Genomic DNA, 26,857 nt, shown 5'->3' with positions numbered 1-26,857 from the left:
GGCTCGTGGCTTGAGCCCCGTTACATCTTCGGCGCAGAAACCCTTATTTAGACCAGTGAGCTGTTACGCTTTCTTTAAAGGATGGCTGCTTCTAAGCCAACCTCCTGGTTGTTTTGGGATTTCCACATCCTTTCCCACTTAGCCACGAATTAGGGGCCTTAGCTGTAGGTCCGGGTTGTTTCCCTCTCCACAACGGACGTTAGCACCCGCTGTGTGACTCCCGGATAGTACTCTCAGGTATTCGGAGTTTGGTTGGGTTTGGTAAGACGGTAAGTCCCCCTAGCCCATCCAGTGCTCTACCCCCTGAGGTATTCATCCGAGGCGATACCTAAATATCTTTCGCGGAGAACCAGCTATTTCCCAGTTTGATTGGCCTTTCACCCCTAACCACAAGTCATCGGAGTCTTTTTCAACAGACACCCGTTCGGTCCTCCAGTGAGTGTTACCTCACCTTCAACCTGCTCATGGCTAGATCACTAGGTTTCGGGTCTAATACAACGAACTTGACGCCCTATTCAGACTCGCTTTCGCTACGCCTTCGCCTATCGGCTTAAGCTTGCTCGTTAAATTAAGTCGCTGGCCCATAATACAAAAGGTACGATGTCACCCAGAACGTATCTTGGGCTCCATCTGTTTGTAGGTGTCCGGTTTCAGGTCTATTTCACTCCCCTCGTCGGGGTGCTTTTCACCTTTCCCTCACGGTACTGGTTCACTATCGGTCGCTGAGGAGTACTTAGGCTTGGAGGGTGGTCCCCCCGCGTTCAGACAGGATTTCACGTGTCCCGCCTTACTCGTGGATACATCATCGCATTACTCGTACGGGGCTATCACCCTCTAAGGCCCAGCTTTCCTGACTGGTTCCGATTGTCTTTGATGTATCACTGGCCTGGTCCGCGTTCGCTCGCCACTACTAACGGAGTCTCTGTTGATGTCCTTTCCTCCAGGTACTTAGATGTTTCAGTTCCCTGGGTTTGCTTGAAACCTCCTATGTATTCAGAAGTCTCATACCTTCTTTTGATAACCGGAAATCCAAAACCTCTTCGATCGAAATCTAAAGGCTTAGGCATCTCACATTTCTGTTCGAACCCCACACCACAGTCTTTCGACTGAGGTCTTGGAGTTCCGGCTATCGAAGGTGGGTTTCCCCATTCGGAAATCCATGGATCAAAGCTTCTTCGCAGCTCCCCACGGCTTATCGCAGCGTAGCACGTCCTTCATCGCCTCTCAGCGCCAAGGCATCCACCGAACACCCTTAAGGCACTTGATTGCTCTCATTATCAATGTCCACACACTCGGCAGAATGTTGTCTGCAGAACTGCCTTGCGGCACGCGCCCTCGATGAACGCTATCTGCAGCCGGACAATGATTAGAAAGACCAGCTTGCTTCGTAAGATCGTTCCGATAGCGAGGCGGTCAAGCTTCGCTAAAAGGATCATTTACAACTCGCTTGTCTTTCAATGCAGCCTTGTGAGCTACGCTAAAAGACGCACGAGCGCCGAAATGATCCGGAGATAATGGAGTATCGCGCAACAATTACTTGTTGCCCGATCCAACTCGGATCGATCTCCTCTTTACGATGTCAGAAATCACGCAGCTTACTGTCCATCCGGACTAGTAAGTGCGAAGTGATGTTTCGCGGACGACGGTATGAGTAGTCGGTGATCAAACCATCTGGTGGAGCCAGACGGGATCGAACCGACGACCTCATGCTTGCAAAGCACGCGCTCTCCCAGCTGAGCTATGGCCCCGTAACCAGAAGACGAATGCTCACTCGATGAGTGTGGTGGGCCTGGGAAGACTTGAACTTCCGACCTCACGCTTATCAAGCGCGCGCTCTAACCAACTGAGCTACAAGCCCCTAACGCATATCCAGTCAAGGACCAGGGATTCTGCAAGGTTGCAGCCCCAGCGCGTGTTCGTCCGCGAAGAAAGAGAAACGAAGACGGCGAAATCCCGCCAATGCAGCTCAACGATCCTGACGACCGTTGGCCACTGATGTTTCTAAAACGGTTCGATAGAAGCAAGCTTCTGAAGAACCATCCTTAGAAAGGAGGTGATCCAGCCGCAGGTTCCCCTACGGCTACCTTGTTACGACTTCACCCCAGTCGCTGACCCTACCGTGGCCGGCTGCCTCCATTGCTGGTTAGCGCACCGTCTTCAGGTAAAACCAACTCCCATGGTGTGACGGGCGGTGTGTACAAGGCCCGGGAACGTATTCACCGTGGCGTGCTGATCCACGATTACTAGCGATTCCAACTTCATGGGCTCGAGTTGCAGAGCCCAATCCGAACTGAGACGGCTTTTTGAGATTTGCGAAGGGTTGCCCCTTAGCGTCCCATTGTCACCGCCATTGTAGCACGTGTGTAGCCCAGCCCGTAAGGGCCATGAGGACTTGACGTCATCCCCACCTTCCTCGCGGCTTATCACCGGCAGTCTCCTTAGAGTGCTCAACTAAATGGTAGCAACTAAGGACGGGGGTTGCGCTCGTTGCGGGACTTAACCCAACATCTCACGACACGAGCTGACGACAGCCATGCAGCACCTGTGTTCCAGGCTCCGAAGAGAAGGTCACATCTCTGCGACCGGTCCTGGACATGTCAAGGGCTGGTAAGGTTCTGCGCGTTGCGTCGAATTAAACCACATGCTCCACCGCTTGTGCGGGCCCCCGTCAATTCCTTTGAGTTTTAATCTTGCGACCGTACTCCCCAGGCGGAATGCTTAAAGCGTTAGCTGCGCCACTAGTGAGTAAACCCACTAACGGCTGGCATTCATCGTTTACGGCGTGGACTACCAGGGTATCTAATCCTGTTTGCTCCCCACGCTTTCGTGCCTCAGCGTCAGTATCGGGCCAGTGAGCCGCCTTCGCCACTGGTGTTCTTGCGAATATCTACGAATTTCACCTCTACACTCGCAGTTCCACTCACCTCTCCCGAACTCAAGATCCTCAGTATCAAAGGCAGTTCTGGAGTTGAGCTCCAGGATTTCACCCCTGACTTAAAGACCCGCCTACGCACCCTTTACGCCCAGTGATTCCGAGCAACGCTAGCCCCCTTCGTATTACCGCGGCTGCTGGCACGAAGTTAGCCGGGGCTTATTCTTGCGGTACCGTCATTATCTTCCCGCACAAAAGAGCTTTACAACCCTAGGGCCTTCATCACTCACGCGGCATGGCTGGATCAGGCTTGCGCCCATTGTCCAATATTCCCCACTGCTGCCTCCCGTAGGAGTTTGGGCCGTGTCTCAGTCCCAATGTGGCTGATCATCCTCTCAGACCAGCTACTGATCGTCGCCTTGGTGAGCCATTACCTCACCAACTAGCTAATCAGACGCGGGCCAATCTTTCGGCGATAAATCTTTCCCCGTAAGGGCTTATCCGGTATTAGCACAAGTTTCCCTGTGTTGTTCCGAACCAAAAGGTATGTTCCCACGCGTTACTCACCCGTCTGCCGCTGACGTATTGCTACGCCCGCTCGACTTGCATGTGTTAAGCCTGCCGCCAGCGTTCGCTCTGAGCCAGGATCAAACTCTCAAGTTGGACTTGAACTTTGAACCGGCTGATCACAACGTTTTGACGAGGTCCCACCATTTTTCATCGACCGAAGTCGATGAGCTGCCCGCGATTCACATCGCTGGCAACGATGGTGTAACCTTAAAACGTGTACCGCCGAAGTCTTTCGTCCCCTCTCAGAACTCAAAAGCCGAAGCTCTTCAGTATCCGAGAGGCGCAAGGACTCCGCCGTCCACGTTTCTCTTTCTTCATCTTCACTTGTCAAACAGCCCGGGACCAGGAGGCCCCAACCTTCCAGAGAGGAAGGGTTCCGACACCCTTACCGACGATGAATGAACTCCAATCGACTTACGTCGACTGTTGTGTCACTCAACAAGGTGAGGAGCATCAGTGGCGCGTTCGCTCGCCTTGGTCAGTGACCCGGCGGCGCCGCGCTCAGTGGTCGGGTTATAGGCCCCACCCATCGGGGTTGTCAACGACCATTGTCAGAAAATCGTCGCACGGTGGATTGTTGAAAAAATCTGCGCGATTACAGCGGGTTAGAAGGACGCCGAGCGGCTGGATCGCGCCGGCGCGGAGAAAAAACTCAGAAAAAGTTTGGGCCCGAGGGGGGTCCGGAGGCGGCATGGAGGCGCCTTGAACGCTGCTGGGAGCCCCCGCCCCTGGAAGGCCATCGGCCCCCGGCCGTTCGGGAAACTTTTCCATATTAGGCGCCGTACTTGAGCCACAATCCCCCGGCGTTCTGGTACAGACAAAGCTTGAATCGCAGGGATGCCAGTGGGGGCTGCCGGCGGTTTGTGTGGGGTCAGAGGAGGGCGATCATCCGATGAAGCAGCCTTCTTCAGACGTTCGAGAAACATCGAGAGATCTTTTTCCGCTTAGCTGTTCGTAATTTCGGCCGGTCCGTCATCTGGGCCTTCTGACCGCGGACGCCTATGCGGCTTGCCTTTTTCGAGCGACGCCCATGAAGAGGGCGGCGTAAGGAGGGGCTCGATACCGGCTCTCGGGTCGTTGATTGGGGGACTTGGGTTGAACCACAGGACGTCACGCGGCGCTTACGGGCGTGAGACCGGGATCATCGATCTCGGCCACGAGCCGCCGCTGTCCGTCGATGGTTCCGAAGCCGCCGTCATCGATCGCCGCCGTGTCTCGGTGCAATGGTTCAGCGGGACAATCTTGACCGGACTCTGCGGCGCAGCCCTGATCGGCGGCGCCGTTTTCGCATCGCTCGACGGCGAAATGACCTTCGCCAAGGTGCCGGAGCGCGTCGAAGGCGCGCTACGCGGCGCATTCGGCGCAGCCGACCGCGCCGCCACGCTGCACAAGAGCGACCGCCTGCCGCCGCCGAACGAATCCACGGCCTCGCGCAACATCGTGCGCGTCTCGACGGTTGCCCGCGTCGGCAACCGCGACGTGATGCGGGTACGTCCCTTCATCCGGATCGCCGGCAATCTGTCGATGACGACGAGCGACCTGTCGGCGAAGATCCCGCCGTTCAACGCCCAGCGCCTTCTCACCGATGTCGGCTCCGATCCGAAGGCGGCATCCGAGGATCCCAACAATCCGGAAGCCGTCGAACCCGACGCCGAGGTCTCCTTCGTCACCAAGGACCTCTCCCAGGTGCTGCCGAAAGCCAAGATTTCCGCAGTGGTGGCGCTCGACGACATCCTGATGCGGGTCCGTGATGCCGCGAACTGGCGCGGCAATGGCGGGGTGCGCTACGCCGCACTCTCCAATGCTGCGGCCGACGTCTCCGGCGCGACCGGCCCGTCCGACATCAGAAGCGCCTACGCCACCGAAGTGTCGCCGTCCGATCCCTATGCCGGCTTCGAGACGCGCGTGGTGCCGGAAAACGTCACGCTGCTGCCGAAGACCAAGGAACAGATCACCGGCGGCAATCCCAACGGCGAACGCGTCCACGTGGTCAAGAAGGGCGACAGCGTCGCCGGCGTGCTGCGCGATCTCGGCGCCACGGCCGAGGAGATCAAGGCGATCACCGCGACGCTCGGGCCGCGCGGCCGCGACGGCGGTCTGAAGGAAGGCGAGAAGCTGCGCATCCTGATGGCGCCCGCAAGCCCCGGCGCCCGTCTGCAGCCCTACCGCGTCGTCATCGCCAACGAGACCATGGTCGAGGCGATCGCGGCGCTGTCCGATCTCGGCAAATACGTCGCGGTCGACGTCTCCAGCATGAATACCGTTGCCGACGCGGCGGCGAACGCCAACAGCGACGACGATGACGACGATGACGGCACGGGCGTGCGGCTCTACCAGAGCATCTATGAGACCGCGATGCGCAACAAAGTGCCGATGCCCGTCATCGACGACATGATCAAGATCTACTCCTACGACGTCGATTTCCAGCGCAAGGTGGCGCCGGGCGATTCATTCGACGTGTTCTACGCCGGCGAAGACGAAGGCGTGACCGCGAGCGAAAAGAACGACGTGCTGTTCGCTTCGCTGACGCTCGGCGGCGAGACCAAGAAATACTACCGCTACCAGAGCCCGGACGACGGCGTCGTCGACTACTATGACGAGACCGGCAAGAGCGCGAAGAAGTTCCTGGTGCGCAAGCCTGTCAACAACGCCATCATGCGCTCCGGCTTCGGCGGCCGCCGACACCCCATCCTCGGCTATGTGAAGATGCATACCGGCGTCGACTGGGCGACCTCCTACGGCACGCCGATCTTCGCCTCCGGCAACGGCGTGATCGAGAAGGCGGGCCCCGAGGGCGGCTACGGCAAATACATCCGCATCAAGCACAACAACGGCTACGAGACCGCTTATGGCCATATGTCGGCCTTCGCCAAGGGCATGGAGCCCGGCAAGAAGGTGCGGCAGGGCCAGGTGATCGGCTTCGTCGGTTCGACCGGCGCGTCGACCGGCCCGCACGTCCACTACGAAATCCTGGTCAACGGCCGCTTCGTCGATCCGCTGCGTGTGAAACTGCCGCGCGGCCGCTCGCTGGAAGGCCCGATGCTGGCCGGCTTTGAGAAGGAGCGCGACCGGCTCGACGGCATGATGAGCGGCCGCGCCGGCGCCATCGCCCGGATGTCGGACGCCACCGGCGGTCCGTTGCAGGTCACGAACCGGTAAAGCCGATGACCGGCCGAGATCGGCCGGTCATCTTCAAACATGATCCGGATTTGACGTCGTCGCGCGAGGCCCGCTTGGCCGCATCACAACGTCAAGTTTCGTTTGCCAAAGCGGCATGAGGAGCGAATACTTTCCAAAAAACGGGAGGTCTCGCCATGAAGAACAGGCTCGCCTGCGCAGCCTTCGTCGCTGCGATTGTCTCCGCCACCAGTGTTTCGGCCGAAAACTGGGAGGTCACCAAGCTCGTCCCCGGCTCGGCGTTCCACGGCGTGCACGGGCTTGCGATCGACAAGGCCGGCCATCTGTTTGCCGGCAGCGTCGCGGGCGCGGCGCTCTACGAGGTCGACATCGCCGGCGGTACCGCCAAGGTTGCAATCCCCGCTCCGGTCGGAATGGCCGACGACATCGCATTCGCGCCCGACGGCACCATGGCCTGGACCGGCTTCCTGGCCGGCGATCTCTACTCGCGCAAGGGCGACGGCCCGATCAAGAAGCTCGCTTCCGGCCTTCCCGGCATCAATTCGCTCGCCTTCCGCAAGGATGGCAGGCTGTACGCCACCACCGTCTTCCTCGGCGACACGCTCTATGAGATCGACGTCGAGGGCGTCAAACCACCGCGCCAGATCATGGAGAAGATGGGCGGCCTCAACGGCTTCGAGTTCGGTCCCGACGACAAGCTCTACGGTCCGCTCTGGTTCAAGGGGCAGGTCGCAAGGGTCGACGTCGACAAGGCCGAGCTGACCGTCGTCGCCGACGGCTTCAAGGTCCCGGCCGCGGTGAACTTCGATTCCAAGGGCAATCTCTGGGTGGTCGACACCGCCCTCGGCCAGCTCGTCCGCCTCGATCCGAACTCGGGCGCCAAGACCATGATGGCGCAATTGAAGCCGTCGCTGGACAATCTCGCAATCGACGACAAGGACCGGATCTACGTCTCCAACATGGCCGACAACGGCATCCAGGAGGTCGATCCCGCGACCGGCCAGGCGCGGCAGGTCATCATCGGCAAGCTCGCTTTGCCCGGCGGCATCGGCGTCACGTCGGAGAACGGCAAGGATACGATCCACGTCGCCGACGTGTTCGCCTATCGCACGGTGGACGGCGCGACCGGCGAGGTCACCGAGAAGGCCCGCATGCACGCCGCCGGCGTCACGCTCGAATATCCGATGAGCGCGACGGCGAAGGGCAACGATGTGGTCCTGTCGAGCTGGTTCACCGGCACGGTGCAGGTGATCGACGGCAAGACCGGCGCCACGCGCGACATGCTGCACGGCTTCAAGGCGCCGCATGACGCGCTCGTGCTCGCGGACGGCAGCATCCTGGTGGCCGAGCTCGGCACAAAATCGCTGGTCCGCGTCAGCGGCGAGCACGGCAAGGACCGCACCACGCTGATCGGCGGACTCGAGGGTCCGGTCGGGCTGGTCGCGGGATCGCGCGGCGCGGTCTATGTCACCGAAGCCTTTTCCGGCGTCGTCTCGATGATCGAGAGCAACGGCGAGAAGACGGTCATCGCCAAGGACCTGAAAATGCCCGAAGGCATCGCACGCGCCAGCGACGGCAAGCTGATCGTGGCGGAGGTCGGCGCGAAGCGGTTGATCGAGATCGCACCGGAGAGCGGCACGATCACCGAGATCGCGGCCAATCTCCCGATCGGCCTGAGCGGTGCGCCCGGAGGGCTGCCGACGCATATCCCGACGGGCGTTGGCATCGGGGAATCCGGCACGATCTATTTCTCTTCTGACATCGAGAACGCGATCTACAAGGTCACGAAGAAATAAGTCCCCGCGCGTCGAAATTGTAGATGGATCGCATATGCCGGCAGGGCCGCACCGCAAAGATTGCACGTCCTAGCCAGACCACACTCCGGCAGCAACATCGTCAACAACCCGCAAAACAAACCGCCCCGGAGAGATTGACCTCTCCGGGGCGGCTTTTTGCTTCAGGCTTGGATTGCCGGCGCTCAGTTCAGCTTCCGCTTCGACACCGGCGCCTCGAACTGGGCGATCTCCGCGGTCTGCGGCGCCTTGCCGTTGAAGGTCAGCACGTTGCCTTCGGACGAGATCGCAACGGTATCGCCGTCCTTGACGTCGCCGGCCAGGATCATCTCTGCGAGCGGATCCTGGACGTGACGCTGGATCACGCGCTTGAGCGGCCGTGCGCCGTAGGCGGGATCCCAGCCCTTGGCGGCGAGCCAGTCGCGGCCCGCAGCGTCGAGCGTCAGCACGATCTTGCGATCGGTCAAGAGCTTCTGCAGCCGCGCGAACTGGATCTCGACGATCCGGCCCATCTCGCTCCTCTGCAAGCGATGGAACAGGATGATCTCGTCGACGCGGTTCAAGAACTCTGGCCTGAAGTGCGACCGCACCATTCCCATCACCTGCTCGCGCACGGCCGAGGTGTCCTCGCCCTCCGGCTGGTTCACCAGAAACTCCGAACCGAGGTTCGAGGTCATGATGATCAGCGTGTTGCGGAAGTCGACGGTGCGGCCCTGGCCGTCGGTGAGGCGGCCGTCGTCGAGCACCTGCAACAGGACGTTGAACACGTCGGGGTGCGCCTTCTCGATCTCGTCGAACAGCACGACCTGGTAGGGCCGGCGCCGCACTGCTTCGGTCAGCGCACCGCCCTCGTCATAACCGACGTAGCCCGGAGGCGCGCCGATCAGCCGCGAAACCGAGTGCTTCTCCATGTACTCGGACATGTCGAGCCGGACCATCGCGGTCTCGTCGTTGAACAGATACTCGGCGAGCGCTTTCGTCAGCTCGGTCTTGCCGACGCCGGTGGGCCCCAGGAACATGAACGAGCCGGTCGGCCGGTTCGGATCTTGCAGCCCCGCGCGCGAACGGCGCACGGCGGTCGCGACCGCACGCACGGCCTCGGCCTGCCCGACGACGCGCTTGCCGAGCGAGTCCTCCATCCGCAGGAGCTTGTCTTTCTCGCCTTCCAGCATCTTGTCGACGGGCACGCCGGTCCAGCGCGAGACCACCTGCGCGATGTGGTTGGCGGTGACCGCCTCCTCCATCATCTCGCCGGAGTTCTCCTTGGCCTCGATGTCTGCAAGCTGCTTTTCGAGCTCGGGGATCCGGCCATAGGCCAGCTCGCCGGCCTTCTGGAATTCACCACGCCGCTGCGCGTTGGCGAGTTCGACCCGTAAGCCGTCGAGCTCGGCCTTCAGCTTCTGGGCGTCGGAGAGCTTGTTCTTCTCCGCGCTCCAGCGTGCGGTGAGCGCCGCGGACTTCTCCTCGAGATCGGCCAGCTCCTTCTCCAGGGTCTGCAGGCGGCCCTTCGAACCGGCATCGCTCTCTTTCTTCAATGCTTCCTGTTCGATCTTCAGCCGGATGATTTCCCGATCCATCGAATCCAGCTCTTCCGGCTTGGAGTCGACCTGCATCTTGAGCCGCGCGGCCGCCTCGTCCATGAGGTCGATGGCCTTGTCCGGCAGGAAGCGGTCGGTGATGTAGCGGTTGGACAGCGTCGTGGCGGCGACCAGCGCGGAATCGGTGATCCGCACGCCATGGTGCTGCTCGTACTTGTCCTTCAGCCCGCGCAGGATCGAGATCGTGTCCTCGACCGAGGGCTCGCTGACGAAGATCGGCTGGAAACGCCGCGCCAGCGCCGCGTCCTTTTCGACGTGCTTCTGGTACTCGTCGAGCGTGGTGGCGCCGATGCAGTGCAACTCGCCGCGGGCGAGCGCAGGCTTGAGCAGGTTGGACGCGTCCATTGCGCCATCGCCCTTGCCGGCGCCGATCAGCGTGTGCATCTCGTCGATGAACAAGACGAAATTGCCCTCGCTCCCGGTCACCTCCTGCAGCACGGCCTTCAGCCGCTCCTCGAACTCCCCGCGATATTTTGCACCTGCAATCAGCGAGCCAAGGTCGAGCGACAGCAGCTTCTTGTCCTTCAGGCTCTCGGGCACGTCGCCGTTGACGATGCGCAGCGCCAGGCCCTCGGCGATGGCGGTCTTGCCGACACCGGGCTCGCCGATCAGGACGGGATTGTTCTTGGTCCGGCGCGACAGCACCTGGATCGTGCGACGGATCTCCTCGTCACGGCCGATGACCGGATCGAGCTTGCCGTCGCGCGCCGCCTGGGTGAGGTCGCGGGCATATTTCTTCAGCGCGTCATACGCGTTCTCGGCCGTGGCGGAGTCCGCGGTCCGGCCCTTGCGCAGCGCCTCGATCGCCGCGTTGAGGTTTTGCGGGGTGACGCCGCCCTTGGCCAGGATCGCGCCCGCCTCGCTGGTCTTCTCCAGCGCGAGGCCGAGCAGCAGCCGCTCGACGGTAACAAAGCTGTCGCCGGCCTTCTCGCCGGCCTTTTCGGCAACGTCGAAGGTGCGGGCGAGCTCGGGCGCCAGATAGATCTGGCCGGCTCCGCCGCCAGAGACCTTCGGCACCTTGTTCAGGACGTCCTCGGTCGCCTTCAGGATTGCGCGGGAATTGCCGCCGGCACGGTCGATCAGGCCGGCAGCGAGGCCTTCATTGTCGTCCAGCAGCACTTTCAGGACGTGCAGGGTCGAAAACTGCTGGTGCCCTTCGCGCACCGCAAGCGACTGTGCGGACTGGACGAAGCCCCTGGAGCGTTCGGTATATTTTTCGATGTTCATATCGTGGTCTTTCCCTCGGCCTGCCCCTGGAGCCCTCAGAGGCACTCCAAACGGCATCTTCATTGGGTTTCCGATGACCGCATTGACGTTTCTCAACCGGCAACGGTCCTTATCAGCCGGCGCTGGCGCCGGCCTGACCCAGATGTGGGAAGCGAGGCCTCGGACCGGAAGAGGCGAGTTCACAATTTCGTGCGCGGATCCGCCCGCTTGGCGCCGATGGGCCGAATCCCCTAAGTAGCGGCATGACCCCTAGCGCAATGACAGCCAGCCAGACCGCCGAGATCACCGGCCTCTACCGTTATCCGATCAAGGGCCTGACGCCGGAGCCCCTGCCCCGCGTCTCCCTGCGAGCCGGCCAGACCCTGCCCGCCGACCGCCGCTACGCCATTGAGAACGGCCCCAGCGGCTTCGATCCGGAACAGCCGCAGTGGAAGCCGAAGATCCAGTTCCTGATGCTGGCGCGCAATGAGCGGCTGGCTTCGCTCGACAGCCGGTTCGAGGACGCGACCAACCGCCTGACCATCCGCAAGGACGGCCAGATCGTCGCCAGCGGCGATCTCGAGACCGCCGCCGGGCGCGCCGCCATCGAGGACTACTTCAGCCAGAACTTTCAGCCAGAGCTGAAAGGTCCGCCCAAGATCCTGTCCGGCCGCAACCACAGCTTTTCCGACGTCGCCCGCAAGGTCGTGTCCATCATCAATCTCGACAGCGTCCGCGCGCTCGAGACCATGCTCGGCGGCGCCGCCGTCCACCCGCTGCGCTTCCGCGCCAATCTCTACGTGAAGGGCTGGCCGGCCTGGTCCGAGCTCGACCTCGTCGGCCAGACGCTCGCGATCGGACAGGCCCGGCTGCAAGCGGTCAAGCGCATCAAGCGCTGCCCGGCCATCAATGTCGACCCCGAGACCGCCAGGCGCGATCTCGAAATCCCGACCACGCTCTCGAGCAATCTCGGCCACATGGACTGCGGCATCTATGCCGAGGTGATCGCCGACGGCGACATCGGCGTGGGCGACGCGGTTGCGTTGGAAGAGCCGAAGCTGGTGTGACGTGGCGCCGGCGCCGCCCGTCATTGCGAGCGAAGCGACACAATCCAGGAATGCGCCCGCGGAGACGGTCTGGATTGCTTTGTCGCTCCGCTCCTCGCAATGACGGCCGTCAGTTCGGCATCACATACGCATAGATCCGGCCGCGCGAGACCGGTGCTTCGCGAACGCGGTTGCCGTTGTTGCCGGAGATCATGATCGGATTGCCCTGCGCGTCGACGCCGGTAATGATGCCGACATGACCGCCCCGGCCGCCGCGCGACATCACTGCGATGGCGCCGACCTGCGGACCGGTGACGCGCGTCCCGTAATGGGCGAACGAATTCGCCATATCGGAGCCGGTGCCACGGTGACCGGTCTTCTCAAGCACCATGTTCATGAACCGCGCGCACCACAGGCTGCCGCGGCCGGTCGGATTGCCGCCGACATAGCGGCGCGCCTCGGACACGAGGCCCGATCCGCCGCCGAAGCCGCCGCTGCCCGTGGCCACGCCGCCGTCATTCGCGTTAGTGGCCATCCCACCGCCACGCCTCGTGGCGATTCGACGGCTGGCGCGCGTGATCTTCCCACTGCTATCGCTGGTCACCATTCCTGCGTTGCCCCGCATGGCCATTCCACCGCTGCCGCTCATAGCCATTCCACCGCTGCCGCTCATGGCCATTCCACCGCTGCCGCTCATGGCGATGCCGCCGGTATTGGCGTTCGGGTCATAGCTGGCGAAGGTGTTGCCGAAGCCGCTCGCCTGCAATTGCGCCGCGCCGTGATCGAAACGCGAGCTGCGTGCATGCCGGTAATGATGATGTCTGCTGGCGTGATGCGCGTAAGCGTGGCGCTCTGCGCTATGACGATGAGGTCGTGCTGACGCCGGAGAAGTGAAGGCGGCGACCGCCGCGAAGAAAACAGCCAGCGCGACGACACAGCGCGACAGGCGAGACGCAAACAACTCGAACATTCTTCATCCTTCGTTGACACCCCCACTTCCCAATCGGCCCGTGCGGTGGCCGACATCCGCGGGCTGTATCAGTATCCTGATGTGGCGAGAACAAGACGCGGCCGCGGAGATTTTCGACGATGATTAATAAGTGTTAGGGTCGTATGCGCTCACCGCAGGACGGCATTCCAATGCCGCAGCCACCTCAGGGAGAAAACCGGATGCCTCACGCCCTCACGAAGGACAATTGTCGCCTCTATTTCGAAGAAGCAGGCACCGGCACGCCGATTATTTTTCTGCACGAATTCGCGGCCGACTACACCAATTGGGAGCCGCAGATGCGCTACTTTTCGCGCGGCCATCGCTGCATCACCTATTCGGCGCGCGGCTACACGCCATCGGACGTGCCTGATGGCGAGGTCTACGGCTACACGCATTTCTATACCGATGCGCTCGCGGTGCTCGATCATCTGAAGATCGATCGCGCGCACTTCGTCGGTCTCTCGATGGGCGCCTATTCGTCGCTCCAGATCGGGCTCAACGCGCCCCAACGTGCGCTGTCGATGACGCTCGCCGGCGTCGGCTCAGGCTCGGAGATCGAGAACCTCGACGCCTGGCGCAAGCAGTGCCGCGCCAACGCGGAGCAATTCGAGATGCTCGGCTCAGCCGAAGTCGCAAAAGTCACGCGCGAGGCGCCGAGCCGGATTCCCTTCCTGGTGAAGGACCCGCGCGGCCACGCCGATTTCTATGCCGCCCTGGCGCGGCACGACGCCAAGGGATCGGCGCGGACGATGCGCGGCTTCCAGGCCGGCCGTCCCTCGATCTTTACGATGACGGACGCGATCAGAGCGGCCACGACGCCGGCACTCATCATCTGCGGCGACGAGGACGATCCGTGCGTGGGCGCAAGCCTGTTCCTGAAGAAGCATCTGCCTGCGGCAGGGCTCGCCATGTTTCCGAAGTCCGGCCACGTCCTCAATCTCGAAGAGCCAGCGCTGTTCAACGAAACTGTGGAACGGTTCGTCACGCTGGTGGAAGCGGGAAGATGGCCGGTGCGCGACCCGAGGTCACTGGCGGCGCATTAGCGCGAAGGCGTCACCAGGTACTGCGTCGCGTAGATGGGGTAACGGGCCGGCCTACTTCCTGCCGCCCCGCGTCAGCAGAAACACGCCCTGCTCGCCGAACAGATTCCACACCCACCAGGGCATCCGCAGCCGCAGCGGACGGCCGTAGAGGTCGAGCGCCTCGGCACGTTCCATCTTGACGTCGATCGCATCGCAGAGCTCGACGAAATCCTTGATGGTGCAGAAATGGATGTTGGCGGTGTCATACCAGCTTGCCGGCAGGTTCTCCGTGCGCGGCATGTGGCCGCCGATCAGGAGCTGGAGCCGCATCTTCCAGAAGCCGAAATTCGGGAACGACACGATGGCGCGGCGGCCGATGCGCAAGAGATTCTCGAGCACGACCTTGGGCTGCCGCGTCGCCTGCAAGGTTTGCGACAGGATCACGTAGTCAAAGGCGTCATCCGGATAATTCACGAGGTCGGTGTCGGCATCGCCCTGCACCACCGCGAGACCCTTGGCGACGCAGCGGTTGACGCCCTCGCGCGACAGCTCGATGCCGCGGCCGTCGATGCCGCGAGTTTCCAGCAGCTGGAGCAGGTCGCCCTCGCCACACCCGACATCGAGCACTTTCGAGCCCGGCTTGACCATCTCGGCCACCAGCACATGGTCGGCGCGAAAATCACCGGGCTGCCCGGCCGCAAGGCCGCCCAGCGGCAGCGCTTCCTGTACAGACATGACTAGCCGTCCTTTAAGCTTTCTTGGCGGTGAGCCCGCGCGCCTTGCCTGCCGACTGCAGGAACGCACGGCCGATGTCGAAGAACTCGGGCACGTCGAGGAGGAACGCGTCGTGACCGCGATCGGTCTCGATCTCGGCGAACGACACCCGCGCGCTCGACGCATTCAACGCGTGCACCAGTGCGCGCGATTCCGATGTCGGGAACAGCCAGTCGCTGGTGAAGGAGACCACGCAGAACCGGGTCTGGATTCCCGCGAACGCCTTCGCCAGCACGCCGCCATGGTCGCCCGCGATGTCGAAATAATCCATCGCGCGGGTCAGATAGAGATAGGAGTTGGCATCGAAGCGTTCGACAAAGGACGAGCCCTGGTAGCGCAGGTAGGACTCGACCTGGAAGTCGGCGTCGAACGAGAAGGTCGGCAGCTCGCGGTCCTGCATCCGCCGTCCGAATTTGCGATGCAGCGCGGCGTCGGAGAGATAGGTGATGTGCGCCGCCATCCGGGCGACAGCGAGCCCACGATGCGGATGGATACCTTGATCGGCATAGCCGCCATGGTGCCAGTCGGGATCGGCCATCACCGCCTGGCGGCCAAGCTCGTGGAACGCGATGTTCTGCGCCGAATGTCGTGTCGAGCAGGCGATCGCCAGCGCGGAGAACACCCGGCTCGGATACGCCGCCGTCCATTGCAGCACTTGCATGCCGCCCATCGAGCCGCCGACGACTGCGAACAGCGTGTCGATGCCGAGCCGGTCGATCAGCATCGCCTGCGCGCGCACCATGTCGGGGATGGTGATGACGGGGAAATCGAGGCCCCAAACCTTGCCGGTCGCCGGATTGATCGAAGCCGGACCGGTCGAGCCCATGCAGCCGCCGATCACGTTGGAGCAGATGATAAAATACTCGCTGGGATCGAGCGGTCGGCCCGAGCCGACCAAAGTCTCCCACCAGCCGGGCTTGCCGGTGACAGGGTGCACATTGGCGACGTGCTGGTCGCCGGTCAGCGCATGGCAGATCAGGATCGCGTTGGAGCGATCGGCATTCAGCTCGCCATAGGTCTGGTAGGCGATCTGGAACGGGCTGAGATCGACACCGCAATCGAGCCGCAGCGGCTGTTCCAAGCCAAACTGCGCGACGTGCGAACTCGGATGATCCACCTCGTGCGACCGCTCGTCGGCGGTGATCGCGGGACTCGGAATTGACTGGACGCCAACCATCTGACCATCGACCTCGTTTGCGGTCGTCGTGGTGACCGCATTGACATCAGGCCATGAAAAACCCGGCCTGAACGATAGGTTCGGCCGGGATCGAAAGCGTCCCCGGCCTGTTTAGCGAGTTTTTTAACGTGGCTGCAAGCCGGCCGGCTCAAATGACCACGGAACGGGTAAAAACTACCGTCTTGGATGGTTTTCGTCAAGTCACGGCCCGGATCAGCCAAATTCGCCTGTCGCGCCACGGGCGGAAAGGGCCCGATTTCCCTTTGCATTTCTCTTTGCTTTCGCAGCCCCGACTGCCTAATCAGGATATCCATCACAGCGGTGACGGCTCGACTGATCCGCATTGGAACGCCTCTCAACAGCACCTGTCAGACATGTCCCATCGTCCGCCCGCGCCACCATCACTCCAGGAATTGCGCAAGGAGATCGACGCGATCGACGAAGGCATGCATCGCCTGCTGATGCAACGCGGCGACATCATCGACCGCCTGATCCAGGTGAAGCAGACCCAGGAGGTCGGCTCGGCGTTCCGCCCGGCACGCGAGGCCTCCATGATGCGCGACCTCGTGCAGCGTCATCGCGGCATCCTGCCGCTCGACACCGTCGAGAGCATCTGGCGCGTCATCATCGCGACCTTCACCTATGTCCAGGCCCCGTTCTCGGTGCACGCCGACATCTCGGCGAGCGAGCCGGCCATGCGCGATTCCGCGCGATTCCATTTCGGCTTCACGGTGCCTTACGTCGCGCATTTCAGCGCGCAGGCGGCGGTCGAGGCCGTCGCGAAGTCCAAGGGCGATCTGGCGCTGGTCTCGGCGACTTCGAGCCGCACGCCGTGGTGGCTGTCGCTGGAAGAAGCCGGCGCGCCAAAGATCATCGCGCGGCTGCCCTTTGTCGAGCGCGCCGACCATCCGGCGGCGTTGCCCGTGTTCGCGGTCTCGCGCGTCGCCGACAGCGCCCTGGTGACGGAGGTCGAGACCTTCAGCGTCCGCGTCTCTGGGTGGAATGCGGAGGTCGCGCGCGCCCTGTCGCCGCTCGCCGAGATCGTGGCGGTGCCCGACACCGCCTTCGACGGTGCCGCGCTGCTGGTCTCGGTCACCGCGACAAGCAACATCGACAAGATCAAGGCTGCCCTGATCGAAGCGGGGGCCTCGGTGCGCTCCACGGCCCTCGTCGGCAGCCACGCAACGCGCTATACGGTGCCCCCGACCGGGTCGAAATCGTAAGTCGCGAACCGCTTAAGCCAGTCCGGAGTTGAAGATGTCCCGCCCCGTGCCGAATCCCGGCATTCTCGATATTGCGCCCTACACGCCCGGCAAGACTCCAGTGGCAGAGCCCGGCCGCAAGGTGTTCAAGCTTTCGGCCAACGAGACGCCGTTCGGGCCCTCGCCGAAGGCGATCGAGGCGTTCAAGAACGTGGCGGATCATCTGGAAGACTATCCGGAAGGGACCTCGCGCGTGCTGCGCGAAGCGATCGGGCGCACCTTCGGGCTCGATCCCAACCGCATCATCTGCGGCGCCGGCTCGGACGAGATCCTCAACCTGCTCGCCCACACCTATCTCAGCCACGGTGACGAGGCGATCTCGACTACGCATGGCTTCCTGGTCTACCCGATCGCGACCATGGCGGTCGGCGCGAAGAATGTCATCGCGGCCGAGAAGAACCTCACCTGCGATGTCGACGCCATCCTCAAGGCGGTGACGCCGAAGACAAAGCTGGTCTGGCTCGCCAACCCCAACAACCCGACCGGCACCTATGTGCCGTTCGACGAGGTCAAGCGCCTGCGCGCTGGCCTGCCCTCGCACGTGCTGCTGGTGCTGGACGCAGCCTATTGCGACTACGTCTCGCGCAACGATTACGAGATGGGGATCGAGCTGGTCGCGACCACCGAAAACACGGTGGTGACACACACCTTCTCCAAGATCCATGGTCTTGCGGCACTGCGCATCGGCTGGATGTTCGGCCCCGAGCACATCATCGATGCGGTCAACCGCATCCGCGGTCCCTTCAACGTATCGACGCCGGCCATGTACGCCGCCGTTGCCGCGATCGAGGACACCGCGCACCAGGCCATGTCGAAGCAGTTCACCGAGACCTGGCGCAACTGGCTGATCGAGGAGATCGGCAAGCTCGGGCTGAAGGTGACGCCGAGCGTCGCCAATTTCGTGCTGATCCACTTCCCCACCGAGGGCAAGACCTCGGACGCAGCCGACGCCTTCCTCACCAGGCGCGGGCTGGTGCTGCGCGGCTTGAAGAACTACGGCCTGCCGCATTCGCTGCGCATGACCATCGGCACCGAGGAGGCCAACCGCCTCGTCGTCGAGGGCCTGCGCGACTTCATGGCCGGACGATGAGCGCGACCCCGCACTTCCAGCGCGTCGCGCTGATCGGCTTCGGCCTGATCGGCGGCTCGATCGCGCGCGCCGCGAAGCTCCAGGGCCTGGCTTCCGAGATCGTCACCACCGCGCGCTCGGAGAAGACGCGCGCACGCGTGATGGAGCTCGGCATCGTCGATCAGGTCGTGGCGACCAATGCAGAAGCCGTGAAGGACGCCGATCTCGTTATCCTCTGCATTCCCGTCGGCGCCTGCGGCCCGGTGGCGCAGGAGATCGCCCCGCATCTCAAGCCCGGCGCGATCATCTCCGACGTCGGCTCGGTCAAGGGCGCCATCGTCAGGGATATGGCGCCGCATCTGCCGAAAGGTATCCATTTCGTGCCGGCGCATCCCGTCGCAGGCACCGAGCATTCGGGCCCCGATTCCGGCTTCGCCGAGCTCTTCATCAACCGCTGGTGCATCCTCACCCCGCCGGAGGGCGTTAATGCGGCTGCCACCGATCGCCTGCGTGCGTTCTGGGCGGCGATGGGCGCCAAGGTCGAAATCATGACGCCGGATCATCATGATCTCGTGCTCGCGATCACCAGCCATCTGCCGCATCTGATCGCCTACACCATCGTCGGCACCGCCGACGAGCTGGCGCAGGTGACGGAGTCTGAGGTCATCAAGTTCTCCGCCGGCGGCTTTCGCGACTTCACGCGCATCGCGGCATCCGATCCGACGATGTGGCGCGACGTCTTCCTCGCCAACAAGGAAGCCGTGCTGGAGATGCTCGGCACCTTCACCGAGGATCTGGCAAAGCTCACCCGCGCGATCCGCCGCGGCGACGGCGAGGCACTGTTCGACCACTTCACCCGCACCCGCGCCATCCGCCGCGGCATCGTCGAAATCGGCCAGGACTCGGCTGCGCCCGACTTCGGCCGGCCGCACGCGCAGCTCGGCAACAAGCCGTAGCACTGAAGTAGCCCGGATGGAGCGCAAGCGTAATCCGGGACCTCCATCGCTTGAGACCATCCAGGCTACGAGCCTGCGTGGCTCCGTGACTAGAACGGATAGTAGCGGATCTGCGTCATGACGACGTTGTCGTCCGTCTTCGGCGCGCCGCCGACGCCCGCGAACGCGAACCGTTGCGTGTGGGAATACTGCAGGCCGGCTTTCAGCGTACCGAAACTCCCCTGGTAGATGGTGTCGTAGATCCCGGTCGTGATCTGCCGGACCTCCCTGGTGTTGCCGTTGCAGGTCGCGGCCGGCGAGTTCTCGGTCAAGCAGCCGGTGTTGTTGTAGAGCGGATTGCCGTAGCCGAACGGCACCGTTCCAACATTGGCGAAATTCGCCTTGGCCTTTTCGAGGCCTGCATAGGAGTAGACATCGAGGCTCGGCGTCGCGTGCCAGATCAGGCCGACGGCGGCCGCCGTGATCGTCAGCGGGAGGATGGTGCCGTCCTGCGCCACCGCCGCGTCAGGGAACGGCGTTGCCGTGAAGCGGCCCAACACGCCGTGCGAGCCATAGAGCTGAAGATCGAGAGTTTTCGGAATCAGCTCGGCGAAGATGTGTCCACCGAAGCTTCCGGTGTCGTAGGTGTGGTTGGCGTTGTTGAAGCGATCGAACAGCTGGCGGTAGAGCGCCCACGCCTCGACATGCAGCTTGGTGGGCCCGAGCCGTGGGTCCCACGCTGCCTTGACGGTGATGTCGGGCACCTGATTCAGACTGACATTGTTGAGGTTGTTGAAGAAGCTGCCGCCGGGACCGGTCAGATTGACCTGAAGGTTCGGGTTCAGCACGCCCTGTGGTCCGATGGCGGTTGTGCCGACGGCCGGGACGTTGCCGCCGAAGAACGCTGTCTGGGCATTCTCGACCGAGGCAGCCAGCTTGAACTCCGGTCCGATGTCCTGCCAGACGCGCAGCCCGGGCTGGCGTGCCGCAAGAAATCCCGGAACGGATTCGAAGTCGATCACGCCGGGCGCATCGACGCCACGAGGATCGATGCCGGACTTGGTCGGCGCGTTGAGCGACCAGGATTGCCCGGCGAGGAAGTGAAGACCGAGATCACTGCTGTCCAGTTCCAGACTGAGCTGCCGCATGCGCGGATTGAACGAGTTGGTCGCAACCGAGCTCGCCGTCTGAGCCGCACCTTCGAAATCGATCTCGCCATAGCCCGCGAGGTGCGTGTCGGCATCGGCATTGCCCTCGGCCAGCACCGAGAACCTGCTCTGGCGCGCGGAGAAGCGCGTTTCCGGAATGTTGAAGTTGCGGCTCTGCTGATAGGGGATGAAGTTGTAGACCGAGCCGGTATCGGAGGCGAGATTACGCGAGCGGTAGATGCCGGTGAGATCGACCCAGCCACCGAAGGTCAAAGTCACGCCCTTGTAGCAGACCTTGCCGGCCGCACATGGATCGGCGGCGAGCGCCTTGTAACTTGCCGGCAACTGAACGGCCTTCGCCTGCGCTTCAACCTGCCGCGTCTTGCGCGCCTCCGAGTCCACGCGCTGCTGCAGCTCCTTCAGCTTGGCCTTCAGCGACTGGATTTCGGTTGTGACATTGTCGTCGGCACGCGCCTGCCCGGAACAGGCAGCGAGAATACCCAGCATCAGTCCGCAATTGATGATCCGCACTTGAAGCTTCCTCCATTTGGGAAGTGGATTGGATTCCGCGCGCCGTCTCCGGCGCATGCATGCTTCCCTGGTGTGGAGTGATTTGAATGCGGCTGCGATTATTCGCGGCGCCGTGCATCTTCTGCATCACGTTTTCCTGACGATCCTGTTCGGAATATTTTTCGTTGGCTGCGGATCCGCACGCGCGATCGTCCAAAGCCACGTTCAAGGCAACGCGCATTGGGCCCGGCCGGGACATGACCGGGCCCAGTTCGCGAGGGGCAAGTGGTGGGACGGCGGCTATTTGCCCTTGGTCGCGCGCATCACCGTGGGGCGCGGTGATTTCGGCGTGGGGACGAATGCCATCGTCTCCCGCGTCGTGGGATTCGAGATGTTGCGATCACCATTCGGATACATCGAGGCGTATGCGGCCGGCTCCTGCGACTGCCATTGCCACTGCGCGAAGGCGGGCGTCGCGATCGCGGCCGAGATGGCGACGACGGCAACGAACGGTTTGGACTTGATCATGATTATCTCTCCTGCCTGGGGCGACCGCATCATCGTGCGGCCGACATGGAGAGAGAGCGGAGTTTGCGGCTCCGCATTCCCGGCGGGTCATCACGATCCGGCGAAGCGGCCGTGAGTTCAGCTCGTAACCCGCATGGAGGGCGTTACGACAGCTGAGGGCGATGAATGGAGAGAGGCGACTATGAATTCTTCCTACTGCTTCGCGCTGCGAACAAACTTTCCCGGCTTGAACAGATCGAGGTCGATGGCCTGTCCCATCGCCAGATATCCGGTGCGGTTGGGATGAAGCTTGTCGCCGGCGCCGCCTGTCGTGCTTTCGGGAACGAACTCCGGCTTGAGGCCACCCGAGGCCGGGTCGAGCGTCGCGCGATCAAAATCTATCACAGCGTCGAATGTCCCTGAGCTACGGATGAATGCGTTGAGCGCCTTACGCTTGTCATCCTGCTCGGGAAAACCATGGGCCGCGCTGGTGCTGCCCAGTGCCGAAACGACGGTGGCGCCGATGATCCGGGCTTGCGGCCATTTCGCGCGTAGTTTCGCGACGCCGTCCTTCATCGCGGCGATGACCTGGTCGGCGGCAAAATTGCCGTTCTTGCTGAAATCGTTGATGCCTTCCAGCCAGATCAGGCTCGATATGCCGGACAGCGACAGCACGTCGCGATCGAGCCGCTGACCCGAAGCGGGGCCGCCCGCGTACGGTTTGTCGGGACCGTATTCGGCGGGGCCTGCGATTTGGTTGCCACCGATGCCGCCATTCACGACGGCGACCTTGTTGCCGTAGACCGCCTTCAGGCGACGCGACAGCACGTTGGGCCAGCGATCGTCGCCATTCATGGTCGAGGCGGTCCCGTCGGTAATCGAATCCCCAAACGCCATGATGGCGAAGGCGTCCGCAGGCGCAGTCATCTCGATCGCATCGAGGAAGAACCACGACGCGGTCGCATAGGGGAAGGAAGCCTCGTCTTCGAGGGCGCCCTTCGCGCCGCCGCCCGGCGCACTGACATAGGAGGTGGTCAGCGCTTTGGCGTGCCAGGTCATCGGACCGCTCTGGCCGGCGACATGAAAACTGACCGCAAGCCCGCGGCCGGCGAGGTCATCGGGCCGCTTTGCAAACGGCAGCGCGATCGCATCGCTCCAGACCGAATTTCCCGGCGACACCGTAACGGAAGGCGTGCCGGCGAACGTAATGGGAGTGTTGGAGCCGCGGATCAACGCGGCACTACCCGATTGCAGGCCGACGTAAACGCCGTCAAACGTGACGGGTTTGGTGCCAAAGGCGTTGCTGAGCCGAATGCGGGCCTGACGGCCCCAGATATCCGGCCGAACGATCAGGCGAAAGGTCTGGTCCCGCGCACCGGCCGCAGGCTCGGGAAACGCGAATTTCTGTTCCGGCTGGGCAGACGGATTGCCGACGGGGTATGGGCCCTGAACCGCGCCCGTCCAGGACACCACCCAATGTTCGTTATCCCTGGCGGTTGCGGTCTGAAGCGAGGCGACGAGCAGCGATGCTGCGACGAGACAATTCAACGCGTGCATTGTTTCCCCCGAACCCCAGATAATTTGGGCGCGACTTTAGAGCCGTCAGTTGGCCTTCAATAGGGCGGCAGAACGCTACCTGTCCAGCCGCAACTGACACACTCCTCGCCCGACGCCGGAGAGGACCTCGCGGGTTGCATCACCAGCGCTAACAAGAAGCTCCTCGGAAGCCATCTGTTCACAGCTTCAAACGCGTCAGGCGGACCAAGCTGTCCGCCCGGCAGATTTATGAATTCACGACCTAATACAGCGGCGGGATCTGGCCGACCTTGACCGGGCCGAGCAGCACGGCGCCGTCGACGAACTTCAGCGGGAAGCTGCGGGCCTTCCTACCTTCCAGCGTGCTCTCGGTGCCGATCGAATTGATGCCGGCGGCCACGCCGGCATTGGCGTTCTGCTTGATGACCTTGCCGAGGCCGGGAACGGCGCGGTCGAGCGCACCGAACAGATTGTTGAGGTCCTGCGACTTCACGCCGGGCGCGACGCGATCGAGGGTCGCCTGCGGCACCCCCTCCTCCAGCATCTTCTCGATGCCGAGCGCGGGGATCACGCGCTCGAGGCCCGTCACCGTCATCTGCAATTCGCCGTCGAGACGGCCGTTGGCCGAGAGCCCGAGCGTGCCGGCCGCAACCGCGATCATCTCGCCCTGCTGGATCCGGGACTGTACGATCTTGATATGGCCGCCGGCGGCCTGGATCTCGCGGAAGCGCTGCGGCCACGGCTTTGGCGTGAGGTCGGACAGTCCGGTGATCTTCGCCCGCGTGTCGGCCTCGAACGGCTCGGCGAGCAGCGGATGAACGCCCTGGATACTGCCCTGCGCGATCTGGAGCACGGTCTCGATCACGGGATGATCGGACGGCGATCCATCCGCGAGGCGTCCATGCAGCTCGACCTGTTTCGCGCGCGCGAGCGGCACCTGCACGCTGCCGTCGACACGATTGACGGTCGGCTCCTCGAACACGATGGAGGCGCGCTCCGGCACGGCGGGCAGGCCGACCACGCTGCTGCGACCCTTGCTCCAGTTCACCACGAAGGTGCTCTGCGTGACGCCGTCAGTGAGCGTCGCGGGTGCGGTGAATTCCGCGATGACGCGCTTGGGGTCGTAGACCTGCGCGACGACCAGGATGTTGTCGAGCTTCGCCGTGAACGGCGTCTTGCTGGCGCTCTGCGACACCAGGGCGACGCTGGCGCCCGAACACTGGACCTCGAAGCGGAAGGGGAAGCCCGCGATCGAGCGCTTGGCGCAATCATAGACGCGGCCGGATTTGGCCTCCTGCGCGCGCCAGGCATCGGCGGCGATTTCGGCCTGCGACGCCGCATAGAACCAGAAGCCGCTCCACGCCACCGCGAGGATCAGGAGGATGACAGGGGCGATGAAAAGGCCCCAGCGGGAGCGCCGGCGTGCGGCAATGGTCATATCGGACATGCGGCGACCCTTTGACCCCTGATTTTGTCAAATGTAAGCGAGGTTGGCTTGCTCCGAAAGGCGGAGAATTCTCTTCGCTTGGGGGCGCGGTTCTGGTAGCCGTGCCCGAAATGTCGGAAATCACCCTCCCCTCCGTCACCACTGCCAAAGGCGACCTCTGGGTGTTCGGCTACGGCTCGCTGATGTGGCGGCCGGGCTTCGAATTCGAGGAGCGCGTCCCCGCGCGGCTGGTCGGCGAGCACCGCGCGCTCTGCGTCTATTCCTTCGTCCACCGTGGCACGCCGGAGAAGCCGGGTCTGGTGCTCGGCCTCGACCGCGGCGGCGCCTGCCGCGGCATCGCCTTCCGCGTCGCCGAAAAGAACCGCGCCGACGTCGTGGCCTATTTGCGCGCGCGCGAGCAGGTGACGTCGGTCTATCGCGAAGTCATGCGCTCGGTGTGGCTGGAGAACGATGCGCGGCAGCGCGTCTCCGCGCTCGCCTATGTCGTCGATCGCGGCCATGTGCAATATGCCGGCCGGCTGTCTCTCACCGACCAGCATCGCCACGTGCTGCAGGGCCACGGCCAGTCCGGCGCCAACCGCGACTACGTGACCGCGACGGTGAAGGCGATCGAGGCCGAAGGCTTTCGCGACGCGCAGCTGCATCAGCTTGCCATGATGCTGCATGGGGATGCGCATTCTCCGCACGCCCCGGCTCCGGTGGACGATCGGGAAAACCGCTAGTTCTCCAACGGCGCATAGCTCGGCGCCGAGCCGATCAGCTGCTCCTGCTCCTTGCGACCCGCTTCGACGAGGCGGCCGGTCGCGTCTTCGATCGCCGTTTGCACGCGAGAGAGAAACTCGTCCTTGGGCAAGCCCGGCGGCAGCGGATCGAGGAACTCCACCACCAGCGTGCCGGGATAGCGCATGAAGGTGCGGCGCGGCCAGAAAAGGCCGGAATTGAGCGCGATCGGCAGGCACGGCGCGCCGCAGGACGAATAGATCTGCGCGAAGCCGCTTTTGTAGTCCGGTGGCGCGCCGGGAGCGCGGCGCGTGCCTTCGGGAAAGATCACGAGCTGCCCGCCGCTGCGCACCGCCTCGCGCGCCCGCCGCGTCATGTCCAGCAGCGCCTTGACGCCGGCATTGCGGTCGATCGCGATCATCCCGGTCTTGACCAAGAACTGACCGAACACCGGGATCTGCATGAGCTGACGCTTGAGGATGAAAATCGGACGGTCGAAGAAGCCCGGCAAGACGAACGTCTCCCAGAATGACTGGTGCTTCGCCACGACGACCAATGGTCCCGTCGGAATCTTGTCGAGGCCGCGGAATTCCACCTTGATGTTGCAGACCGCCCGCATCAGGAACAGCGTCGCCTTCGCCCACCATTGCGCGACCGTGAGCATGGCGCGCGGCGGCAACGCGAAGGTCGGCAGCGCCACGATCGCGAGGCACACCAGCACGGTGTAGAACAGCACGTTGAAGACGAGCGATCGCAGGAAAATCAAGAACATCGAGGATCCGATCAATGCCGATCAGTTGCCGATCAATTGGCCTGTGCGGTGGCGGGCCGCTTCGGCTGCAGCCCGGAAGGCTGCTCCGACATCTCGGGCGAAAGGTCAATCCCGAAATCCTCCAGCCGCACCCTGAGCTCGGCCGCGATGTACTTGACATATTCCGACAGCAGCAGCCGCAAGGTGGACGACGAGGTCCACCACGGCTCCTCGCGCCATTTGTCGCCGACCACCACGAACGGGATCAGTGTCGTCTCCGGCATCGCATGCGAGAATTCCACCAGCGCGCGCGGCATGTGATAGTTCGAGGTGACCACGATCAGCGATTTGAAGCCGCGTCCCGCGGCCCAGCGCCGCGCCTCCGCGGCATTGCCGCGGGTCGAGACCGCGGTGCGGTCGAGATCGACGCAGCAACGCATGAAGGACTGGTTCTCCGGCAACGTCCGGGAGATGTCGCTCGCCGTCGAGGTCGGGTGCACGCCGGAGATCAGGAGCCTCCTGCCGTAGCCGGCAGCGAGCAGCTCCATCGCATCCGACACCCGCGAGGAGCCGCCGGTCAGCACCACGATGCCGTCCGCCTTGCGGTCCGGCGCGATCTCGGCGCCGCGCAATTGCGACAGAAACGCGATGAAGCCCGCCGCCGCGGCGACGAAGGCGAGCGCAATCGCCGACATCACGGCCGCGCGCAGCCAGCCGCGCGGCAGTTTCGGCGATCGATCGTCGGTCGGCGCGGTCATGTGATGTCGGTGATCCCTTCCCAGAGA

Annotated in this window: 18 protein-coding genes, 2 tRNA genes, 2 rRNA genes and 1 riboswitch (1 of these 23 only partly in view); of the genes, 9 read left to right on the top strand and 13 right to left on the bottom strand. The window is 63.1% G+C overall.

Annotated features, from left to right (window positions below; genetic code table 11):
* The 4 genes from IVB41_RS05665 to IVB41_RS05650 all read right to left on the bottom strand — a co-directional run.
* Positions 1-1,267: ribosomal RNA gene (locus IVB41_RS05665) — 23S ribosomal RNA — on the bottom strand (it extends 1,606 nt beyond the left edge of the window).
* A 405-nt stretch (positions 1,268-1,672) separates the two neighbouring features.
* Positions 1,673-1,748 (bottom strand) — tRNA-Ala (locus tag IVB41_RS05660).
* A gap of 33 nt (positions 1,749-1,781) precedes the next feature.
* A tRNA-Ile gene (locus IVB41_RS05655) sits at positions 1,782-1,858 on the bottom strand.
* A gap of 188 nt (positions 1,859-2,046) precedes the next feature.
* Positions 2,047-3,535 (bottom strand): 16S ribosomal RNA (locus tag IVB41_RS05650).
* Together the 16S and 23S rRNA genes with 2 tRNA genes alongside form the textbook arrangement of a ribosomal RNA operon.
* Before the next feature lie 1,002 nt (positions 3,536-4,537).
* On the opposite strand from IVB41_RS05650, the gene IVB41_RS05645 reads away from it, so the two are divergent.
* Together IVB41_RS05645 and IVB41_RS05640 are read left to right on the top strand one after the other, a co-directional pair.
* Complete coding sequence (locus IVB41_RS05645; protein ID WP_027565592.1) at positions 4,538-6,601, top strand: M23 family metallopeptidase; 2,064 nt, start codon at positions 4,538-4,540, stop codon at positions 6,599-6,601.
* A gap of 155 nt (positions 6,602-6,756) precedes the next feature.
* Positions 6,757-8,376 (top strand): hypothetical protein, encoded by a 1,620-nt coding sequence (locus tag IVB41_RS05640; protein WP_247427673.1) that lies wholly within the window; start codon positions 6,757-6,759, stop codon positions 8,374-8,376.
* A gap of 182 nt (positions 8,377-8,558) precedes the next feature.
* Here the strand turns inward: IVB41_RS05640 and clpB are convergent, their stop codons facing one another.
* Positions 8,559-11,198 (bottom strand): ATP-dependent chaperone ClpB, encoded by a 2,640-nt coding sequence (gene clpB / locus IVB41_RS05635; protein WP_247427669.1) that lies wholly within the window; start codon positions 11,196-11,198, stop codon positions 8,559-8,561.
* A 257-nt stretch (positions 11,199-11,455) separates the two neighbouring features.
* Here clpB and IVB41_RS05630 point away from each other — a divergent pair, with 257 nt between their 5' ends.
* Positions 11,456-12,244 (top strand): MOSC domain-containing protein, encoded by a 789-nt coding sequence (locus tag IVB41_RS05630; protein WP_247427666.1) that lies wholly within the window; start codon positions 11,456-11,458, stop codon positions 12,242-12,244.
* Positions 12,245-12,353: 109 nt separating this feature from the next.
* Here IVB41_RS05630 and IVB41_RS05625 read toward each other — a convergent pair whose 3' ends face one another.
* Positions 12,354-13,193, bottom strand: a complete 840-nt coding sequence (locus tag IVB41_RS05625; RefSeq protein ID WP_247427663.1) for a TIGR02594 family protein — start codon at positions 13,191-13,193, stop codon at positions 12,354-12,356.
* A 200-nt stretch (positions 13,194-13,393) separates the two neighbouring features.
* Between IVB41_RS05625 and IVB41_RS05620 the strand changes: the two genes are divergently transcribed.
* Entirely contained in the window at positions 13,394-14,257 is an 864-nt protein-coding gene (locus tag IVB41_RS05620; protein ID WP_247427658.1) for an alpha/beta fold hydrolase, read from the top strand.
* A 51-nt stretch (positions 14,258-14,308) separates the two neighbouring features.
* Here IVB41_RS05620 and metW read toward each other — a convergent pair whose 3' ends face one another.
* Together metW and IVB41_RS05610 are read right to left on the bottom strand one after the other, a co-directional pair.
* Positions 14,309-14,971 (bottom strand): methionine biosynthesis protein MetW, encoded by a 663-nt coding sequence (gene metW / locus IVB41_RS05615; protein WP_247357813.1) that lies wholly within the window; start codon positions 14,969-14,971, stop codon positions 14,309-14,311.
* Positions 14,972-14,984: 13 nt separating this feature from the next.
* Positions 14,985-16,187: a homoserine O-acetyltransferase gene (locus IVB41_RS05610; protein ID WP_027565598.1), complete on the bottom strand. Its 1,203-nt coding sequence runs from the start codon at positions 16,185-16,187 to the stop codon at positions 14,985-14,987.
* Positions 16,188-16,277: 90 nt separating this feature from the next.
* Positions 16,278-16,357: riboswitch (SAM riboswitch) on the bottom strand.
* A 204-nt stretch (positions 16,358-16,561) separates the two neighbouring features.
* Between IVB41_RS05610 and IVB41_RS05605 the strand changes: the two genes are divergently transcribed.
* Genes IVB41_RS05605 through IVB41_RS05595 form a run of 3 tightly spaced genes read left to right on the top strand, consistent with a single transcriptional unit; the run spans position 16,562 to position 19,474 of the window.
* Positions 16,562-17,410, top strand: coding sequence for a chorismate mutase (locus IVB41_RS05605; RefSeq protein ID WP_247427655.1), 849 nt, complete (start codon positions 16,562-16,564; stop codon positions 17,408-17,410).
* A 34-nt stretch (positions 17,411-17,444) separates the two neighbouring features.
* Entirely contained in the window at positions 17,445-18,539 is a 1,095-nt protein-coding gene (gene hisC, locus IVB41_RS05600; RefSeq protein WP_247427652.1) for a histidinol-phosphate transaminase, read from the top strand.
* The gene (locus IVB41_RS05595; RefSeq protein ID WP_247427649.1) at positions 18,536-19,474 is read left to right on the top strand and encodes a prephenate/arogenate dehydrogenase family protein; all 939 of its coding nucleotides are present in this window, start codon (positions 18,536-18,538) and stop codon (positions 19,472-19,474) included. Before hisC ends, IVB41_RS05595 begins: the two co-directional genes overlap by 4 nt.
* A gap of 89 nt (positions 19,475-19,563) precedes the next feature.
* Here IVB41_RS05595 and IVB41_RS05590 read toward each other — a convergent pair whose 3' ends face one another.
* Positions 19,564-21,132 (bottom strand): hypothetical protein, encoded by a 1,569-nt coding sequence (locus IVB41_RS05590; protein ID WP_247427646.1) that lies wholly within the window; start codon positions 21,130-21,132, stop codon positions 19,564-19,566.
* 28 nt (positions 21,133-21,160) lie between these two features.
* Here IVB41_RS05590 and IVB41_RS05585 point away from each other — a divergent pair, with 28 nt between their 5' ends.
* The gene (locus IVB41_RS05585) at positions 21,161-21,754 is read left to right on the top strand and encodes a hypothetical protein (RefSeq protein ID WP_247427643.1); all 594 of its coding nucleotides are present in this window, start codon (positions 21,161-21,163) and stop codon (positions 21,752-21,754) included.
* Positions 21,755-21,831: 77 nt separating this feature from the next.
* Here the strand turns inward: IVB41_RS05585 and IVB41_RS05580 are convergent, their stop codons facing one another.
* Positions 21,832-23,175 (bottom strand): GDSL-type esterase/lipase family protein, encoded by a 1,344-nt coding sequence (locus IVB41_RS05580; RefSeq protein WP_247427640.1) that lies wholly within the window; start codon positions 23,173-23,175, stop codon positions 21,832-21,834.
* 241 nt (positions 23,176-23,416) lie between these two features.
* Positions 23,417-24,601 carry a DUF2125 domain-containing protein gene (locus IVB41_RS05575; protein WP_247427637.1) on the bottom strand — a complete coding sequence of 395 codons (1,185 nt, stop codon included), beginning with the start codon at positions 24,599-24,601 and terminating at the stop codon, positions 23,417-23,419.
* A 110-nt stretch (positions 24,602-24,711) separates the two neighbouring features.
* Between IVB41_RS05575 and IVB41_RS05570 the strand changes: the two genes are divergently transcribed.
* Positions 24,712-25,323, top strand: coding sequence for a gamma-glutamylcyclotransferase (locus IVB41_RS05570; RefSeq protein WP_247427634.1), 612 nt, complete (start codon positions 24,712-24,714; stop codon positions 25,321-25,323).
* On the opposite strand, the gene IVB41_RS05565 is transcribed toward IVB41_RS05570, so the two are convergent.
* Both IVB41_RS05565 and IVB41_RS05560 read right to left on the bottom strand, forming a co-directional pair.
* The gene (locus IVB41_RS05565; protein WP_027565607.1) at positions 25,320-26,093 is read right to left on the bottom strand and encodes a 1-acyl-sn-glycerol-3-phosphate acyltransferase; all 774 of its coding nucleotides are present in this window, start codon (positions 26,091-26,093) and stop codon (positions 25,320-25,322) included. The two genes, IVB41_RS05570 and IVB41_RS05565, sit on opposite strands and share 4 nt — an antisense overlap.
* 32 nt (positions 26,094-26,125) lie before the next feature.
* Positions 26,126-26,830 (bottom strand): YdcF family protein, encoded by a 705-nt coding sequence (locus IVB41_RS05560; protein WP_247427631.1) that lies wholly within the window; start codon positions 26,828-26,830, stop codon positions 26,126-26,128.
* Between the last annotated feature and the right edge of the window lie 27 nt (positions 26,831-26,857).

Source organism: Bradyrhizobium sp. 44 (assembly GCF_023073095.1).
Classification (GTDB): domain Bacteria; phylum Pseudomonadota; class Alphaproteobacteria; order Rhizobiales; family Xanthobacteraceae; genus Bradyrhizobium.
Note: the sequence above shows the minus strand (reverse complement) of the source record. Positions and strands in the feature narration are given on the sequence as shown.